Origin of the sequence: Hassallia byssoidea VB512170 (genome assembly GCF_000817785.2) — a bacterium.
In the GTDB taxonomy this organism is placed as follows: domain Bacteria; phylum Cyanobacteriota; class Cyanobacteriia; order Cyanobacteriales; family Nostocaceae; genus Hassallia; species Hassallia carrinoi.
In genome coordinates, this window is the sequence record NZ_JTCM02000035.1 from 22,969 (window position 1) to 40,352 (window position 17,384).

At 45.0% G+C, this 17,384-nt stretch carries 16 protein-coding genes; 6 read left to right on the forward strand and 10 right to left on the reverse strand.

Annotated features, from left to right (window positions below; all coding sequences use genetic code 11):
- Positions 1-29 precede the first annotated feature (29 nt).
- The 4 genes from petP (at position 30) to PI95_RS16640 (ending at position 3,122) form a co-directional block, all read left to right on the forward strand.
- Positions 30-224: a cytochrome b6f subunit PetP gene (gene petP, locus PI95_RS16625; RefSeq protein ID WP_039752493.1), complete on the forward strand. Its 195-nt coding sequence runs from the start codon at positions 30-32 to the stop codon at positions 222-224.
- Positions 225-380: 156 nt separating this feature from the next.
- Positions 381-1,481: a Get3/ArsA fold putative tail anchor-mediating ATPase NosAFP gene (locus tag PI95_RS16630; RefSeq protein WP_039752492.1), complete on the forward strand. Its 1,101-nt coding sequence runs from the start codon at positions 381-383 to the stop codon at positions 1,479-1,481.
- A gap of 219 nt (positions 1,482-1,700) precedes the next feature.
- Positions 1,701-2,735, forward strand: coding sequence for a chlorophyll synthase ChlG (gene chlG / locus PI95_RS16635; RefSeq protein WP_039752491.1), 1,035 nt, complete (start codon positions 1,701-1,703; stop codon positions 2,733-2,735).
- A gap of 99 nt (positions 2,736-2,834) precedes the next feature.
- Positions 2,835-3,122 (forward strand): hypothetical protein, encoded by a 288-nt coding sequence (locus PI95_RS16640; RefSeq protein ID WP_039753891.1) that lies wholly within the window; start codon positions 2,835-2,837, stop codon positions 3,120-3,122.
- A gap of 235 nt (positions 3,123-3,357) precedes the next feature.
- On the opposite strand, the gene PI95_RS16645 is transcribed toward PI95_RS16640, so the two are convergent.
- From PI95_RS16645 to PI95_RS16675, 6 genes are all read right to left on the reverse strand, one after another.
- Complete coding sequence (locus tag PI95_RS16645) at positions 3,358-4,311, reverse strand: MDR/zinc-dependent alcohol dehydrogenase-like family protein (protein WP_039752490.1); 954 nt, start codon at positions 4,309-4,311, stop codon at positions 3,358-3,360.
- 163 nt (positions 4,312-4,474) lie between these two features.
- Complete coding sequence (locus tag PI95_RS16655; RefSeq protein WP_039753888.1) at positions 4,475-5,707, reverse strand: RNA-guided endonuclease TnpB family protein; 1,233 nt, start codon at positions 5,705-5,707, stop codon at positions 4,475-4,477.
- A gap of 262 nt (positions 5,708-5,969) precedes the next feature.
- Positions 5,970-7,163, reverse strand: a complete 1,194-nt coding sequence (locus PI95_RS16660) for an MFS transporter (RefSeq protein ID WP_039752488.1) — start codon at positions 7,161-7,163, stop codon at positions 5,970-5,972.
- Positions 7,164-7,310: 147 nt separating this feature from the next.
- Positions 7,311-8,033, reverse strand: a complete 723-nt coding sequence (locus PI95_RS16665; protein ID WP_039753887.1) for a dienelactone hydrolase family protein — start codon at positions 8,031-8,033, stop codon at positions 7,311-7,313.
- A gap of 367 nt (positions 8,034-8,400) precedes the next feature.
- Entirely contained in the window at positions 8,401-9,207 is an 807-nt protein-coding gene (locus PI95_RS16670) for an inositol monophosphatase family protein (RefSeq protein ID WP_039752487.1), read from the reverse strand.
- Between the two features lie 146 nt (positions 9,208-9,353).
- Entirely contained in the window at positions 9,354-10,778 is a 1,425-nt protein-coding gene (locus PI95_RS16675) for a BCD family MFS transporter (RefSeq protein ID WP_039752486.1), read from the reverse strand.
- A 127-nt stretch (positions 10,779-10,905) separates the two neighbouring features.
- Between PI95_RS16675 and PI95_RS16680 the strand changes: the two genes are divergently transcribed.
- The gene (locus tag PI95_RS16680; RefSeq protein ID WP_039752485.1) at positions 10,906-11,856 is read left to right on the forward strand and encodes an aldo/keto reductase; all 951 of its coding nucleotides are present in this window, start codon (positions 10,906-10,908) and stop codon (positions 11,854-11,856) included.
- 46 nt (positions 11,857-11,902) lie between these two features.
- Here PI95_RS16680 and PI95_RS16685 read toward each other — a convergent pair whose 3' ends face one another.
- From PI95_RS16685 to rimO, 3 genes are all read right to left on the reverse strand, one after another.
- Complete coding sequence (locus PI95_RS16685; RefSeq protein ID WP_039752484.1) at positions 11,903-12,472, reverse strand: Uma2 family endonuclease; 570 nt, start codon at positions 12,470-12,472, stop codon at positions 11,903-11,905.
- A gap of 134 nt (positions 12,473-12,606) precedes the next feature.
- Complete coding sequence (locus PI95_RS16690) at positions 12,607-14,139, reverse strand: DEAD/DEAH box helicase (protein ID WP_039752483.1); 1,533 nt, start codon at positions 14,137-14,139, stop codon at positions 12,607-12,609.
- 34 nt (positions 14,140-14,173) lie between these two features.
- Complete coding sequence (rimO, locus tag PI95_RS16695; protein WP_039752482.1) at positions 14,174-15,511, reverse strand: 30S ribosomal protein S12 methylthiotransferase RimO; 1,338 nt, start codon at positions 15,509-15,511, stop codon at positions 14,174-14,176.
- 748 nt (positions 15,512-16,259) lie between these two features.
- Between rimO and btpA the strand changes: the two genes are divergently transcribed.
- Positions 16,260-17,096 carry a photosystem I biogenesis protein BtpA gene (gene btpA, locus PI95_RS16700; protein WP_039752481.1) on the forward strand — a complete coding sequence of 279 codons (837 nt, stop codon included), beginning with the start codon at positions 16,260-16,262 and terminating at the stop codon, positions 17,094-17,096.
- Here the strand turns inward: btpA and PI95_RS16705 are convergent.
- Positions 17,085-17,360 (reverse strand): hypothetical protein, encoded by a 276-nt coding sequence (locus PI95_RS16705; protein ID WP_039752480.1) that lies wholly within the window; start codon positions 17,358-17,360, stop codon positions 17,085-17,087. The two genes, btpA and PI95_RS16705, sit on opposite strands and share 12 nt — an antisense overlap.
- Between the last annotated feature and the right edge of the window lie 24 nt (positions 17,361-17,384).

The window sequence follows — 17,384 nt, forward strand, 5'->3', positions numbered from 1 at the left end:
ATCAGTGGTTTATTGCATTGTAAATAGGCATGGAAATCGGACAAAAAGTTAAAGTCTTTCGTTTGCGCGATCGCGTGTCTCCTCCTGTAGTCAAAAGGCTAGGACAAGTCGGTGTCATCCAAAGCTTCAAAATGACTGATGCTAGCGGTGTCGGTGTGGTGGTGAAGTTTGAAGATAATTTTTCCACTTGGTTTTTTGAAGATGAACTCCGAGTCGAACAATAGACAGAACTTCCAGCAACTGAAAGTCTAAAGATAGAGTTCTTCCGCTCGAAACTTCGTCCGGAAGCCTCTGCGATCGCACTTCAAGGCAGAAGTTGGATGATTTGCCGAGTGCTAAGTTGGAGTTGACACAAACGGCGGTAAAAAGAGAATCAACTAATGACCCAGATATTGACATTTTTGGGCAAAGGCGGCACTGCTCGTACTTTTTGCGCGATCGCCGCCGCCAAGTTATTAGCAAGCCAAGGAAAGCGGGTACTCCTAGCAGGACTAGCAGAACCAGAATTATCAATTCTCCTAGGTACGACTTTAGCAGCAGACCCCCAAGAAATCGCTCCCAATTTACAAGTCGTGCAGTTTCAAACATCTGCACTGTTAGAACGCAGTTGGGAAGATGTGAAAAAACTTGAGGCGCAATACCTTCGCACACCCATCCTCAAAGAGGTTTTTGGTCAAGAACTGGCAGTATTGCCAGGGATGGACAGCGCCCTTGCTTTGAATGCTATTCGTCAGTACGACGAAAGCGGCAAATATGACACCATAGTCTACAACGGCACAGGCGATTCTTCCACTTTGCGATCGCTCGGTTTGCCAGAGTCTCTAAGTTGGTATCTGCGGCGATTTCGGCAATTATTTGTCAACTCCGACTTAGGAAAGGCAATTTCTGAATCACCTTTTATTCAACCGCTAGTTAGTACCTTTTTTAACGTCAACTGGACAGCAGATAATTTCGCCCAACCCACCAACACCGCGAATAATTTACTAGAAAAGGGTAAAGCCGCTCTTGCAGACCCCAAGCGCATGGCGGCTTTTTTGGTAACTACACAAGACCCGATAGAAGTTGCCACTGCCCGTTATTTGTGGGGTAGCGCTCAACAAGTTGGTTTAACTGTTGGCGGTGTTTTGTTGGTTAATTCCGACACGGACGCCAATTTGTCGCCGGAATTTGCCCCCCTGCCAGTTAGTGTTGTTCCTGACTTAAAAGCAGGCGATTGGCAACCACTAATGAATGCCCTACCCGACTTTGTAGCACAAGCAGTACAGGCTCCCAAACCAATTGAAATTGATGTCCCAAGTCGTCAGGTACGCTTATTTTTGCCTGGATTCGATAAAAAACAGGTCAAGCTGACTCAATTCGGTCCGGAAGTCACTGTAGAAGCAGGAGATCAACGACGCAATATTGTTCTACCTCCGGCTTTAAGTGGCAAATCTGTTGCGGGAGCAAAGTTTCAGAATAATTATTTGATAATTTCTTTTTAGGAATGGGGCATGGGGAATGGGGAATGGGGAATGGGTAATGGGGAATGGGTAATGGGGAATGGGGAATGGGTAATGGGTAATGGAAAAACGTATTATCTGCCAATTCTCAATTTCTAATTCCCAATTCTCAATTTCTAATTCCCAATTTTCACGTTCTGTGATTACCAATTCTCAATTACCAATTACCCATTACCAATTACCAATTAACCAATACGCTTTATGTCTGAATCAACTCCGATTACCCCAAATTCTAATTCTACTGAGGCAATTAATGCCTCAGAGGAAGTTAAAGCTGTTGTCGAAAGCGGTTCTAAAACTAGGCAACTCCTGGGCATGAAAGGTGCAGCAGCCGGAGAAACCTCGATATGGAAAATCCGCTTGCAACTGATGAAGCCGATTACCTGGATTCCCTTAATTTGGGGTGTAGTTTGCGGTGCGGCTTCAAGTGGAAACTATACCTGGACGCTGGAAAATGTCTTGAAGGCAGGACTTTGTATGTTGCTATCAGGACCTTTGATGGCAGGTTACGTACAAATCATGAACGATTATTACGATCGCGAAATCGATGCCATCAACGAACCCTACCGCCCAATTCCTTCTGGCGCAATTTCTCTACCCCAGGTAATTACGCAGATATGGGTATTACTTATTGCCGGGCTAGGAATCGCCTTTGCTCTCGATAAGTGGGCTGGTAATCCATTTCCGACAATTACAACGATCGCTATTATCGGTTCTTTTGTTGGCTATATCTATTCTGCCCCACCTCTGAAGCTGAAACAAAACGGCTGGTTAGGTAGTTATGCTTTGGGTGCAAGTTATATTACCTTTCCTTGGTGTACGGGTCATGCTTTGTTTGGCGACCTAAATTTAACTATTGTCATTCTGACAATGTTCTACAGTTTAGCTGGATTAGGCATTGCCATTGTCAATGATTTTAAGAGTGTCGAAGGCGATCGCCAATTAGGATTACAATCACTACCTGTAATGTTTGGTGTCACCAATGCTGCTTTGATTTGTGTGGTGATGATTGATTTATTTCAAGGATTGATTGCAGCTTATCTCGTCAGCATCCATGAAAATTTATACGCAGCAATTCTCGTACTGCTAATCATCCCGCAAATCACCTTCCAGGATATGTATTTCCTACGTGACCCAGTTAACAATGACGTGAAATACCAAGCAAGCGCTCAACCGTTTCTCGTTTTGGGAATGCTTGTAACTGGTATAGCACTAGGTCATCATGCGGCGATTTGATTTATACTTCCTAAGTAGGAGATAAGAGTGAGAAGTAAGAAGTTAACATAACTTCAAAACTTCTCACTCTTAATTTATAGGTTTAACGTGGAACTAATTGTGTTAAAAGCACTTTATTTTTTAATTCATACTATTCAACCGTTTGTAGTGCCGGTTTGTTTTGTTACTGCTTGGACATTAATTATTCTTGTAGGTTGGAGTCTTTGGACGACAGCGCGAGATAGTGTCAGTGTAGCCAAGCAAATGCATCAAATCCCTTGTAGTGGCTGCCAATTTTTTACTGACGATTATCGCCTTAAATGCACTGTACATCCCAGCGCTGCGAATACAGAAGATGCAATAAATTGTCTTGATTATCAAGCGAAAACGAATCCGATGCTTTATTAGGGGGTGTTGGGTGTTGGGTGTTGGGCTTTTTGAAGAGGGGAAAAGGGTAAAGGGGAGGCAGTGCGGTCTTGGGGTTTCCCCAAGTGGAGCACCTGCCGTGAAAGGGTAAAGGTATGGAAATAAAGAGTTATTTAAATCACTCCTGGGATATTTTTCTTTTCCTTTCCCCCTTTCCCTTTTCCCTTTGACCCAAATTAAAAAAGCCCCATGCCCAATGCCCCATGCCCATTATCCACTAACTAATTTCTAACAACACTTTCATAACACCTTTACGTTGAGCTTGTTCAAAAGCGGCAAGCGCGTCAGAAAGGGGATAGGTAGCGTGAATTAAAGGTTGTACGTCTACTTTTTCTGCTGCTAGCAAGTCGAGTGCGGCAGGAAATGGACCACAACGCGAACCTATGAGGGTGATTTCGTCTACTACTAAAGAGGAAACATCAAGGCTGAGGTTGCCTGCGTAGGTGCTTTTGAGTATTAATGTACCACGCGGACGTAAAGCACGACGAGCGATCGCAAATCCTTCGGGATTGCCGGTACACTCTATAGAAACATCAAAAGCTCTATCTGTAACAGCTTCTGCGAAGCCAGTTTTGATACCTCGTGCTTCTAAATTAGCAAGTTTATCACGATGACGCCCGACAGCTAACAAATCGCAGCCTGTCAAAGCGAGTGTTTGCGCTACAAGTTGCCCTAACTTACCATCTCCCACTACTAGCACGCGCTGATTTACACTTAACGGTATCTGCTGCTGAATTTCCAAGGCTGCGGCTATAGGTTCGGTAAATGTTGCTACTTCTGTAGGCACGTTATCGGGCACGGGATGTAGATTTTCTATCGGCAAACAGAGATAATCAGCAAAAGCACCGTTGCGGTTGACAATACCCAAGACGGTGCGGTTTTCACAGTGCGTCGGTTGTCCGCTGCGACAAAAGCGACACTTGCCACAGACGGCGTTAATTTCTCCGACTACCCGCTTATTAACTAAGTTTTCTGGTCCTTGGGCGACGACACCGACAAATTCGTGTCCTAAAATGCCAGTGTAGGGATAATAACCTCTGAGCAATTCTAAATCAGTGTTACAGATACCCGCAGTTCTAACGCGCACCAGCGCTTCTCCTGGTGGTGCTTCTGGAATGGGGATATCCGTGCGAAGTTGTAGTTGCTTGTTTTCTAACCAGAGTCCTTTCATTGTTATTTGCTTACATATAAAAGCTGATATAAATGCTCAAAGCCGGTGGCTACTGCAAAAAGTTCCTTAACCACCCGATCGCCTGACTTGTTGTTTGCTCACTTGCAATTTGCAAACACTGCTGCACTATTTCTGTCACATTAGGAAATTGACACTCCCCGGTCTAAAGACGCGGGGATTCTTGGCTCAACGACTCACCACTAGACAGCAGGCTTGCGCCAACTGCCCAGGAGGGCAAGTCTCCCCAAGCGTAAGTTCCCGTGTGCCCCACGGTACTGAGTCCCTTTTTCAGGATGTTGATAGCTGCGTTCACGTCCCTGTCTTCCACAAATCCACAATGCGGACAAACATGAGTCCTAGTGGATAGAGACTTTATTACTTTCATGCCACAGTTAGAGCAGTTTTGGCTTGTGTTGTGGGGAGGGACAGCAACTGTTACCTTCCCGTATTTGTGACCAAAATATTCTAACCATGCTCGGAAAGTTGACCAGCCAGCATCGCTGATTGACTTAGCCAGATGACGATTCCGTACCAAACTCTTAACATTCAAGTCTTCATAGGCTACCAAATCGTTAGATTGGATGACGGAGTATGCCACTCTCTTGCAATACTCTTTTCGTTGCCTACTTACTCTTAAGTGTTTCCGAGCATATCTTTCTCGCGCTTTGTGGTAGTTGGTTGATTGCGGTTGTTTCGTCTTCTTCTTTTTGGGGTCGTATTTCTTGGATTTTTTACGGTTGGCACGGTTCAATTGTTTCTCAGACTTGCGGTAAAACTGAGGAGATTCTTCAACATTACCTTTGTCGTCAGCAATGAAGTATTTTAATCCCAAGTCAATACCAACCATCTCTTTGGTTGGCTCACTTTCAATCCTGACATCAACGTAAATTGCAAATTGAGCATAGTACCCGTCTGCACGACGCAATAGACGAACACGTTTTATCTGTTTGATGTCGTAGTAATTAAGGTCGTAGGTTCCCTTTAACTTAAGAGTCCCAATTCCTTTTTTGTCTGAAAAAGTTATGACTTTGCGAGTAGAAGAAAGCTTCCATCCTGATGTTTTGTACTCCACTGAACGACAGTGTTTCTTAAATTTTGGATAGCCCTTCTTCCCCTTAATCTTTTTCTTGCAATTGTCGTAAAACCGAGATATTGCACTCCAAGCACGTTCTGCCGCAGATTGACGAGCCATTGAGTTAAGTTCATCAGCAAATGGAACTTCAGCAGCAAGGACTGCACAATGCTTATTTAAAGCGTATTTGTCAACTTTCTTGTCCTTGTTGTCCATCCAGTAACGCAAGCATTTGTTTTGGATGAATTGACTAGTACGGATAGCATCATCAATCGCTCTGTACTGCTTGTCTTTCCCTTTGACTTTGAACTCGTAAATTATCACTGGCTCGACCAACCAACTACACATTTATGCTAACACATAAGCATAATACTACTGTTTGGTTTGTGCCAAGATTGTGTTAAGGCAGGGTAAACCCTGCGTCGTGGCTTTCATCCCCGGTCTTACGCTGTGGAATTCAGCACTACGTGCTTGTTCCTCCGGGGTTTTCAGCCTACCCTTTATAAAAAAAGTATAAACGATAAAGTCTATAGCGGTTTGCACCTTGTCCAATACAGACAGCAACGCCTGCCTCCTGCAAGATTGCTCACCGTTTCAATGGCAACCGAAACCAACCGAAGATTGCTGAGGTTAGCAGCAAACAGCCAAAACACAAAAGCACCCGCTTAACATTCGAGAACTCGGTAAAAATGCCGGCAAACAGCAGTCCAAAAGGTCCAGCAATAAAGTGAATCGCTGTTAGTGAGGTGAATACTTGTCCGGCGATCGCTTTTGGTGTTTCCTCTTGCAAAATTGTCTGCTGTAACGGATTGCCTGCACCTAGCAACAATCCAGCCAAACCCGCACAAAATATAACTTCATATTTATGACTGGAAACCGCACAAAGTATCATAGAACTTCCCGTCATTAATAATCCGCCATAATAAATGACTGAACGAGAGTAGCGATGAGAAAGCCGTGAGAAAAAGGCTGCACCAACGGTTGCTGCCAGCCCAAAAACTGATAGGCACACACCGAGTAAAGTTGTGCTATGAAACTTTTGTGTGGTCAACACCGGAAGAAGCAACCCCAAAAATGGTAGGATCGCGAAATTCGCAACCATACCGACGATCGCCAACGGTCTGAGTTGAGGGTGTTTAAAAATAAAAGTCACGCCCCTAGGTGCAGCACCTTCATTGCCCATTGATGCGATCTCCTGCTTTCTGGGAACCGCGATCGCAAATATGACTGCACAGAGCAGAAAAGTAACGGCATTAATCAAAAAAGTGTGAACGATTCCAGCTACGCCAATTAAACCAACGCCGATTACAGGACCGAGAAAGTCAGCTGCGTTTTCAAGTCCTCCTCGCCATGAATTGATTTTTGGCAACGGCTTACCGGACAACTTTGCCAAGTTTGGCACGAGTGTTTGTCTAGCTGATATTCCGGTAGGATCGAACAGTGCCCCTAAAAATACCAACAAAAATATCAAGAATGGGGAAACTTGATCGAGATAAATGAATGCAAAGGGTAAGGCAAGAACAGAGAAAAAACTCAACACATCGGCAGCCACGCTGATATTCCACGCACCGAATCTATCAATAGCTCGCCCACCCACAATTGCAGCCAATATAATCGGAACTATGTTAGCTGCGCTGGCAATTCCGGTAACTATAGGAGAATTAGTAAACCGCAAGACCAATATCGGTATTGCAACCGCCGCAATTTGGTTCCCCATCAAAGACAAGGATTCAGCTATGATTAAGCCAATAACTGGCATTGAGCGAATATTGAATTTCATCGGTTGCTTGCACTCTCATGAGGCACAAAGATAGGCTGCTGTGTCCTCGTCGCCAAGGTTAATCAAGTTCCCAGCAATAAAATTGATGCAGGTGTTCTCAAAAAAGACTCAGCCGATTGTATTGCTACGTTTTCGTCTTCGGTCTTGTTAGACGACTTCCTGCAAATGTTTATCGAAGAATTGTGTAAGCTCGCGCCAAGAATCTTCAGCTGCCAAGGGGTTGTAAGAAGAACGCTCGTTGCAGAAAAACCCGTGGTCGGCATCACTGTAAACCTTCAAGGTATACTCTTTATCGAGTTCCTTGAACCGGGATTCGATTTGTTTAACACGTTCTTGAGGAATAAATGGATCGACACCACCGAAGAATAAGTATACGGGTACAGTAATGTTTCTTACTGCGTCGATCCAATCGTCTAAAACCATACCATAAAAGAAGGCTGCGGCGGCGATCGCGTCCGACATTTTGCAGGCAGTGAGAAAAGTCAATCCCCCACCCAAGCAAAACCCTGTAACGCCAACTTTATCTGGGTACACATCCGGTCGTGACTTCACATAAGCCAGCGCTGCCCGAATATCCTCCTCTACGGGCTTGCCAAAATCGAGACGCCACATCATAGCCATTGCTTGCTCAACCTCGTCGTATCCGAACTTGTTGTTCGGCAACTCGCGATAGTATAAATCCGGCGCGAGAACTACGTATCCGACCTTGGCAATCCGCGCTGCCACGTCTCGAATGTGCGACGTTAAGCCAAAAGCCTCCATGAAAAGCAGGACGGCTGGCTTGCGGTCAGGTTCAGTAGGTGTACACAAGAAAGCCGGCATCTCTCCATCCGGCGTGGAAATCATCACCTCTTTTTGTTCGATTTGCATATGTTTGACCGTAATTATTTTGATTGATCGTTTGAGCTTCTGAACACGAAACTTCAGCTTCTGAACGCGAAACTCCGAGTTCCGAACACGAAACTTCGAGTTCCGAACATGAAACTTCGAGTTCCGAACACGAAACTTCAGCTTCAGAACATGAAACTTCGAGTTCCGAACACGAAACTTCGAGTTCAGAACACGAAACTTCGAGTTCCGAACACGAAACTTCGAGTTCAGAACACGAAACTTCGAGTTCCGAACACGAAACACCGCAAAAATTATATCAAGAGCCAGAAACTTTTTTCTTGCTCTTATTCGTAGTGAGCGATTTATCGCTCAATTTAAAGCGCTTCAGCGCTTACTACCTAAGAGTTTAAATTTTCACTTTATCTACAAACGGCTGAAATACAGGTTGCAATTCTGCACGACTGACAACAAGAGTGGGGAAAGACCGATCGCTATAATCTTCTCCCGGTAATAAAGGAAACGGCTCTGTCTTCAAAGATACCCAACTTCCGCCTGCTGCCTGAACAATTACCCAAGCGGCGGCAAGATCCCAAACTTTTGGTGTCGCTTCCATACCGCCCAATACAGCCCCAGTCGCCACGGTGAGAAAATTATAGCTAGCAACGCCTAACATGCGAATTTTGCAGGGAAAGCCTTCTTGGATAACTGCTGTACTGCGAGAACAAAGGTTAAAAAAATGATTGTTGCTGGGGTCATCAACACTGCTGTGGATGGGATGATGATTGAGAAATGCCCCGGTAGGTGTTGTTAACTCAGATGTACCTTGCCAAAAGCCGTGAAAAGCTTGGTCAGTTGGCGGCACATATACATAGCCAAAAATTGGTACGCCTCGATACAGCAAACCTAGGGAAATTGACCAAATAGGAATACCGCGTGTAAAGTTAGTTGTGCCGTCGAGAGGGTCAATTACCCAGCACCACTCTGTAGCGGGAAACACCTTATCAGCTTCTTCGCTGAGGATACCATAACCCGCAAAAGTGGAAGCGATCGCATCACAAATTGTCTTATCCGCCCATTTATCAGCTTGTGTAACCAAAGTACCATCAGCTTTTTGCGAAGCTTGCACCTGCCCAAAATCTAGCATTAGCTGCTTACCTACCCTGGTGGTAGTGGTTTGGGCAAATTCGAGAATTGTTGTCCAAAAGTCAGTCATTTGATAAATGGGAATTGGGAATGGGTAATTGGGAATTGGGCAATGGGCATGGGGCATTGGGCAATGGGCAATGGGCATTGGGCATTGGGCTTTTCCCCTTTCCCCTTTTCCCTTTACCCTTTTCCCCTCTTCAAAAAGCCCATTCCCTAATCTAAATCATTTGACATAATAGAGGCGATCGCTTGCTTTGCATTATTCTGAAATTCTCTGACATTCACTTGACTTAAAAACCACAGCGCCAGCAAAATACCTACAGCTTGCGTCGCAAACACCAATCCGTAAGCTTGAATCGGTGTTGTGAAAAAAGCTTTCCCTAAATTCAACAACCCACCACCAAATACTGTAGCTAATGCCCTTGCCATTGCTTGCGCTAACCCCCAAGCACCGATAAACGTCCCCGCAGTTTCCACCGCTGTGAGATCCAACATCAAGCTTAAGGCGCCGGTTGTCGTCACACCGGAAGCAAAGCCAAACAAAATTAAACTTAATTGCAACAGCTTCGGATTAGCGGTTGTCCCCGCCAAAATAATCAATAGCGAACATATCGATACCCCCACACATCCCAGCTTGGTGGTGTTTTTCTTTCCCAAACGCGGGGCAATCAAAAAGCCGGTGATACTCAAACCAACCAGCGTCCCGGTACCAAAGAAAGCATTCAGCTTTGTTGTTTCGGCGATCGTCATCTTAAACACTTGACCACCGTAAGGTTCCAAAACTGCATCTTGCAAAAACAAGCTGATGGTCATTAATAGCAAAAAGCTGAAAAATATCCCAGTTTGCCGACTCGCTGTTAGCACTCGCAGCGCTTTGCCCAAAGTGATTTTATCTTCGCGCTCAACTACCGTCGAACGAGTAGTATACTGAGAATATTTTTTTTCTACGCCAACTGTCGCGAGAAAGCACAATCCGACGACAATTGCGGGTACGATTAAAAACAAACGATTAATTTGCGATTGCAGTACATCTAACGGTGCGTTTAAAGCAATTTGTTTGAGTAAGCCGCTGCTAATAATTGCCCCGACAATGATACCCACCATCAGCATTGACCAAACAATCCCGACTAATTTAGAGCGATTGTCTTCATCAGAAACATCAACTAACAGCGCTGCGAAAGGTGTCGAACTCAAACCGATCGCCATGCCGTAGAGTGCGAAGATAAAAGCGAGAAATGCTGCCCAAATTGTAGTTTGAGTTGTCCAAGTTCCCGCTTGCAAACTGAAACCGAGTTGCCAAACGACTTGTACCGCTAAAAAAGAAGCGATCGCAAACAAAACCGCACCCACCCAGATATAACCAGTGCGGTGATAGCCAAACAACAATTTAGAATCTGAAATTTGTCCAAACCAGACTCGCGTTGGTGAGACAAATTGATGCATAGCGATCGCCCCAGCAGCAATTAACGCCGGTACTTTCAACTCTTCAATCATGACTCGATTCAGCACTCCCAAAGTGAGAATCGACATAATACCCAAAGCCATCTGAAATAAGCCCAGACGAAACATCGTCAAAACTTTGATTCGCGGGACACTCACAAAAGCTGACCCAGAATCAGATAAATCACCGCTTGCCATATTCTTTTTCGAGATTAATCGGATTTTTTTATTTATTTTCCAGGATAAACCTCAGCAGGGTAGATGAAAAAAGATAAAAGGTTAAATATGATTCATTTTTCTTGCTAATCTCTACCTTCTAAAAAAAGTGACAACCATCACATTAGGACAAAACGGACCGACTGTAGCACCTCTTTGCATCGGCACTTGGGCTTGGGGTGATAAACTTTTTTGGAATTATGGCAAAGACTACAATTCCGAACAACTCAAAGAAGCCTTCATCGCAGCACTAGAAACGGGTGTCACTTTCTTTGATACTGCCGAAGTTTACGGCTTGGGAATGAGTGAAGAATTCTTGGGGCAATTCATGCAACAACGGCAACAACCAGTGCAAATTGCTACTAAATACGGTCCTGCACCTTGGCGATTTACATCTCAATCAGTCGCCGATGCCTTAACAGCCAGCCTCAAACGCTTACGAGTCGAGCAAGTTGCTTTGTATCAAGTGCATTGGCCCTTTGCCTTTTTTATGAGTCAACAAACTCTGATGAATGCCCTTGCAGATGAAGTGCAGCGCGGCAGAATCGCTACAATTGGTGTCAGTAATTACTCGGTAGAACAAATGCGAGAAGCGCACGATATCTTGGCTAAACGCGGAGTGCCTTTGGCTGTGAATCAGGTACGCTACTCTTTACTGACGCGGCAAATCGAAAGTAATGGCATTTTTGCCGCTGCCCGTGAGTTGGGTGTGACAATCTTGGCATACAGTCCTTTAGCGCAGGGATTACTCACAGGTAAGTACACAACTGATAGCGCGGAAACTCCCAACGGTGCCAGGAAAATTGACCCGCGATTTAGTAAGCAAGGCTTGGAGAAAATTGCACCAGTGATATCTTTGCTACGCACTATTTCTGAAAAACGCGATCGCACTCCCGCTCAAGTTGCTCTCAACTGGTTAATTGCTCAAGGAAACACAATCCCGATTGCTGGAGCGAAAACCGCTCAACAAGTACAACAAAACGCCGGCGCTTTGAACTGGCAATTAACTGATGATGATATTGCCCAGTTAGACGAAGTTAGCCGCCCTTGGCTGCATTAAGTAACAAAAACTCAGCTACCTGGTGCGTTTAAAAACGCTACGATACTTATTCAAACACAGGGGGCCACAGTTCTGATACTGTTAGCTCCCAACCCGGTAATAAATCTGGTAAAGTCAACTTGTCGTTATCTTGTAAAATTATCGGTTCTTGGTTAAGTCGGTAAACTGTTAACGTCAATTCGTCAGGGTCAATTAAGATACCCACAGTCGATCCAAGTTGCAGAAATAGTTGAATCTTTTCTTGTAGCGTTTTGATGCGGTCGCTTTTAGATTTGACTTCAACCATCAAGTCTGGTACTAATTCCACAAAATCGCGCTTAGTTCTTTTCAAGCGATCGGCGCGAACAAAAGATACATCCGGAGCGCGTAAGTTTCTCTTTAATTTATCAGCTTCTACGTCTTCTAAGCTTGGCAAAATAAAACCAGCCGAAGAACCAGTAACTCGTCCTAATCTCTGTGGACGCACCCAGTTAGCAAGTAGCCGCGCAAACTCAGAAATTATTTCCTCTGACTCGTAATCAGATAGACCCATAACCAACATGCTTCCATCAACCAGTTCCATCTGCCATTCTGGATGTTCGGCTTGCAGTTGCTCTAAGTCTGTAATAGTAAACATAAAACCACCGAGAATGCTTCTGTCCCCATCATAAAAAGTTAGGAATTAACAGTTAATAGTTAAGAGTTATATTCCTAACTCCTAACTCCTAACTCCTAACTCCTAACTCCTAACTTTTAACTCCTAACTTTTAATTAAGAAGCAGATTCTCTCGCTGTAGGTGAACCAAGCTTTTTCGGTGTCATCGAAACATCACTGCGACGGGTGATGCGAGGTTTGGGCTTGGGAGTACCGCGTCTTTCTTCTTCAGAATTACCATCAGATTTACTCCAAGAAGTACGCGGGCGATCGCTTGAACCTTCACGACGCTTAACCAACTTCGGCTTGGGAGTGGACATATCTTCAGAAGGAATGTCAGCCTCTGATTGTTGCAGCCAAGCGGGACGAGTTTCATCGTAAGCGATTTGCAATGCAGCAGCTGCGATCGCTTGAGGATCGTATTTTTCAATTAATTCGCTGACAATCGGCAAAAATGAAGCCAGACGTTCGCCAGCTAAGGCTTCCCGCACTTGTTCTTGCAATTTGTCGATGTGTCGCGCTTCAATTTGAGCGCGTGTGGGAATCGTTAATACATGCCAGCTTTGGCGTACATGGCGCTCAAAACCTTGCTGCTTGCGTCTTTCAAACGGCTGCACTAAAGATATTGCGGTTCCTTCTTTACCGGCGCGACCTGTCCGACCAATTCTGTGGACGTAGGTTTCTGGGCTATCGGGTAAGTCGAAGTTGATGACGTGCGATAGTTGATCGACATCCAAACCGCGTGCCGCTATATCAGTTGCTACCACCCAGCGCACCTGACGATTGCGGAACCTGCTTAATAAACGTTCCCGCGCTTGTTGCGACAAGTCACCGTGGTATTCATCGACACTATGACCGGCTCCTTGCAATTGACTGGTGAGTTCGGCGGCTGTGCGTCGGGTGCGGACAAAGATTAAAGCTGTTTCTGGATCTTCCATTTCCAGAATCGGTTGTAAAGCTTTAGCTTTTGTCCAGTGACGGGGAATCAAGTAAGCTACTTGATTGATTTTATTTGGTGCGGCTTTTGGCTGTTCGACTGTGACTGTCGCAGGCGATACTAAAAATCTGTTTACCAACGAGCGAATCGAAGGTGGCATTGTCGCCGAAAATAAAGCTGTTTGCCGTTCTTTGGGTGCTTGTGAGAGAATTTTCTCTACATCATCAATAAAGCCCATGCTCAACATTTCATCGGCTTCATCTAACACAAACCACTTCACACTATCGAGCTTTAAACAGCCGCGATCGAGCAAGTCTATCACACGTCCGGGTGTACCCACGACCATGTGAACTCCGCGCTTGAGTTGGGAAATTTGGCGCTCAATTGATTGACCTCCATAAATTGCCAACACGCGCAATCCATCATTACCAATAAATTGCTCGATCGCGTCGTGAACTTGCATTGCTAATTCACGAGTTGGAGTCAAAACCAGAGCTTGCACGGCTCTGTGATTCACATCTAGCTGTTCTAAAATTGGCAGTGAAAATGCTGCGGTTTTACCTGTTCCTGTTTGAGATTGACCGACGACATCACGACCGGCTAATAGTTGAGGAATTGCTTGCGCTTGAATATTGGTTGGTGTAGTGAAACCTAGTTTTTCTAGTTGTTCAGCGCGTTCGGTAGAAATACCTAATTCTGCAAAAAGATTCATTAATTCTCCTAAGATTTATTTTGATTTGGACTCTTTAACCGACACTTAGCTTGTTAGTATTGACAACTTGACCATAAAGGTCATATGTATCAGCGCTGTGGATCGCGACTGGGAAAATCTCTCCTAGCTTCGCTTCGCCTTTAACATATACCTGTCCATCGACTTCTGGAGAAAATCTCCCAGAACGACCGATTAATTCTCCACTTTCCGGATTTTGTTGCTCAATCAGCACATCAACAACTTTGCCTACTTCCTGTTGATTTTTCTTCCAAGAAATCGGCATTTGTAGTTCCATCAATGCTGAACGGCGTTCTTCCATCAATTCTTGGGGCAATTGATTTGGTAAGTTATAAGCAGGAGTTCCTTCCTCTGGGGAAAACGTAAAGACACCAACGTGATCGAATTCATGCCGCTGGACGAACTGTAGCAGATGCTCGAAATGCTCTTGTGTTTCCCCAGGATAGCCAACTATAAATGTTGTCCGCAGTACTGCTTCTGGTAGCGCGGTTTTAATGCGCTCAACGATCCCATCATTTACCCGTCCTTGCCAAGGACGGTTCATGGCACGCAGAACTTCTGGATGGGAATGTTGCAAGGGCAAATCTAAATAAGGTAATACGTTAGGTGTTTCTTTTATCGCTTTAATCGCTTCTGGAGTCAATCCGGTCGGATAAGCGTAGTGCATCCTTATCCACGGTACATCTACTTTTGCCAAAGCGCGAAGTAATTCTGCTAATTTTGGCTCGCCGTAGATATCTAATCCATAATTGGTGGTGATTTGGGAAATTAAAATTATTTCTTTTACACCTTGACTCGCTAGCTGTTGCGCTTCTTTGACAATCGATTCAATAGTACGCGATCGCTGATTTCCCCGCAGATAAGGAATGATACAAAACGCACATCGATAATCACATCCTTCCGCTACCCGCAGGTAGGCTACACCCTCGCTTGTCGTCCGATAGCGCGGTGTGGTTTCATCAGCAATATAGGTCGGTTCGGCACTAACAAGCTTGACTCGTTCTCCGGATTGTACCCGCTTAATTACATCAACTATTTTGTGATAATCGCCAGTACCTACTACCGCTACTGCTTCTGGCAACTCTGACAATAACTGCGCTTGAAAGTGCTGCGCCATACAACCCGCGATCACGATTTTTTTATTCGCTTCCGCCAGTTCTACTAATGTCTTTACCGATTCTTCTCTAGCCGCTTCAATAAAACTACAAGTATTGACAATAACGTAATCTGCTAAATCTTCATTACTATCTACACCATAGCCTGCTTCTACCAGCAGTCCTAACATGTGTTCTGTGTCAATTCGATTTTTCTCGCAGCCCAGGTGAGAAATTGCAATTGTTGGCTTATCACCCATATTATAAAAAATCTTCTTTGTTTGTTCAAGACTCAACTACTAGATCGCCTTTTGTGAGTTCTTAGTCATACGCACCCTCCCTTAGGGACACTTGTAAAGGCGATTGACGCCCTCAAATGCCCAGCATTTCTCTGACTCTAATTAGTAAATAGAGCTCATGCTATGATATTCTTATTAATCTGTTTCCTTGGGTAAAACTAAAGTGTCTTCGGATAAATAGAACACTTTTAATATATTTTAACAAATAACCTGTTGTATTTTACACTACCGCAGGGTGTGGGTTGTTAATTTACCCATCGGGAAGCCGCCCTAAGGGCTGGTTGTGAGAAGTCGCTCGCCCTTTGGGAAATCGCAACTCGCGACTACGCCTGTACGGTAAGCTCACCTTGCGCTCAGGTATTGCCTTCCAATGGAAGGGTCGGCAAAACACCCAAACTGCGCTTGAAAGTGCCTCGCGTTTTGTGAGTGGCAAACTCCTCTTGTAGCCAGTTTTTATCTTAACATATCTTATGGAATGTTTTACGGCAATTTCCATCTGAAGGGGGAGGCAGTAAAACAAACTGTTTTAAACAAATTTGTCATCAGTCATTGGTAATGAGTTAATGGTCAAGAGTCAAGAGTCAAGGGTCAATGGTCAATGGTCAAGGGTCAATGGTCAATGGTCAAGGGTCAATGGACTTTGGACTTTGGACTTTTGACTATTGACTATTGACTATTGACTTTAGACTCCGCAAAGCGGGTTAAAGACGTGGACTTATATCAGCTATTTAAAACCAAAACACCGATTATTGGCGTAGTTCACCTACTACCGCTGCTGACTTCCCCCCGTTGGGGAGGTAGCCTAAAAGCGGTGATAGACCGCGCCGAACAAGAAGCAACAGCCTTGGCGAGTGGAGGCGTTGATGGGATTATTGTAGAAAACTTTTTCGATGCGCCGTTTACCAAAAATAAAGTAGATCCGGCGGTTGTGAGTGCCATGACTGTGGTGGTGCAGCGGATACAGAATTTGGTGACGCTGCCAATCGGGTTAAATGTTTTGCGGAATGATGGATTAAGTGCGATGGCGATCGCCACCTGTGTCCGGGCGCAATTTATCCGCGTCAACGTCCTCACAGGCGTAATGGCAACCGATCAAGGATTAATTGAGGGTGAAGCACATCAATTATTGCGCTATCGACGGGAGTTAGGCAGCGATGTGAAAATTTTTGCTGATGTGTTGGTCAAACACGCCCGTCCTTTAAGTTCCCCAAATCTCACCGTCGCCGTGAAAGATACAATTGAGAGGGGTTTAGCAGACGCCGTGATTTTGTCCGGTTGGGCTACTGGTAGTCCTCCGAACGAAGAAGATTTAGAATTAGCTTCGGGTGCAGCAAATGATACCCCGGTACTTATCGGTAGTGGGGCGAGTTGGGAAAATATTGCTACACTGTTGCAGGCAGCAGATGGTGTGATTGTTTCCAGTTCTCTAAAACGCCACGGTCGTATCGAGCAACCAATTGACCCGATTCGCGTAAGTCAATTTGTCGAAGCCGCACATCGGAGTTGGAACTCTAAGGCTGAAAAAAAATCAATTTTAATTGGGTAGTGGGGAATGGGTAATGGGTAATGGGTAATGGGTAATGAAATAAAAATTTTTCCATGCACCCCTTTTCCCCTCATGAGCAATGACGGCAGATGCTCTACTTGGGGAGACCACGGCAGGTGCGTGACTGTCGGCAAAGCCGCCCAACGCACTGCCTCCCCTTGGCGGAGCGCCTCTCCCTTTGGGAGAAGACCGCACTGCCTCCCCAATTACCACGTTCCCCATTCTCAATTCCCCATTACCCATTACCAATTCCCCATTACCCATTACCAATTCCCATTACCCATTGCC

What these genes read in the sequence shown, in the direction of transcription:
- PI95_RS16645 (WP_039752490.1), bottom strand. Translation starts at nt 4,311, where the DNA reads ATGAAAGGACTCTGGTTAGAAAACAAGCAACTACAACTTCGCACGGAT.
- chlG (WP_039752491.1), top strand. Translation starts at nt 1,701, where the DNA reads ATGTCTGAATCAACTCCGATTACCCCAAATTCTAATTCTACTGAGGCA.
- petP (WP_039752493.1), top strand. Translation starts at nt 30, where the DNA reads ATGGAAATCGGACAAAAAGTTAAAGTCTTTCGTTTGCGCGATCGCGTG.
- PI95_RS16630 (WP_039752492.1), top strand. Translation starts at nt 381, where the DNA reads ATGACCCAGATATTGACATTTTTGGGCAAAGGCGGCACTGCTCGTACT.
- PI95_RS16690 (WP_039752483.1), bottom strand. Translation starts at nt 14,139, where the DNA reads ATGAATCTTTTTGCAGAATTAGGTATTTCTACCGAACGCGCTGAACAA.
- PI95_RS16665 (WP_039753887.1), bottom strand. Translation starts at nt 8,033, where the DNA reads ATGCAAATCGAACAAAAAGAGGTGATGATTTCCACGCCGGATGGAGAG.
- PI95_RS16675 (WP_039752486.1), bottom strand. Translation starts at nt 10,778, where the DNA reads ATGGCAAGCGGTGATTTATCTGATTCTGGGTCAGCTTTTGTGAGTGTC.
- PI95_RS16705 (WP_039752480.1), bottom strand. Translation starts at nt 17,360, where the DNA reads ATGGGTAATGGGGAATTGGTAATGGGTAATGGGGAATTGAGAATGGGG.
- PI95_RS16660 (WP_039752488.1), bottom strand. Translation starts at nt 7,163, where the DNA reads ATGAAATTCAATATTCGCTCAATGCCAGTTATTGGCTTAATCATAGCT.
- PI95_RS16670 (WP_039752487.1), bottom strand. Translation starts at nt 9,207, where the DNA reads ATGACTGACTTTTGGACAACAATTCTCGAATTTGCCCAAACCACTACC.
- PI95_RS16685 (WP_039752484.1), bottom strand. Translation starts at nt 12,472, where the DNA reads ATGTTTACTATTACAGACTTAGAGCAACTGCAAGCCGAACATCCAGAA.
- rimO (WP_039752482.1), bottom strand. Translation starts at nt 15,511, where the DNA reads ATGGGTGATAAGCCAACAATTGCAATTTCTCACCTGGGCTGCGAGAAA.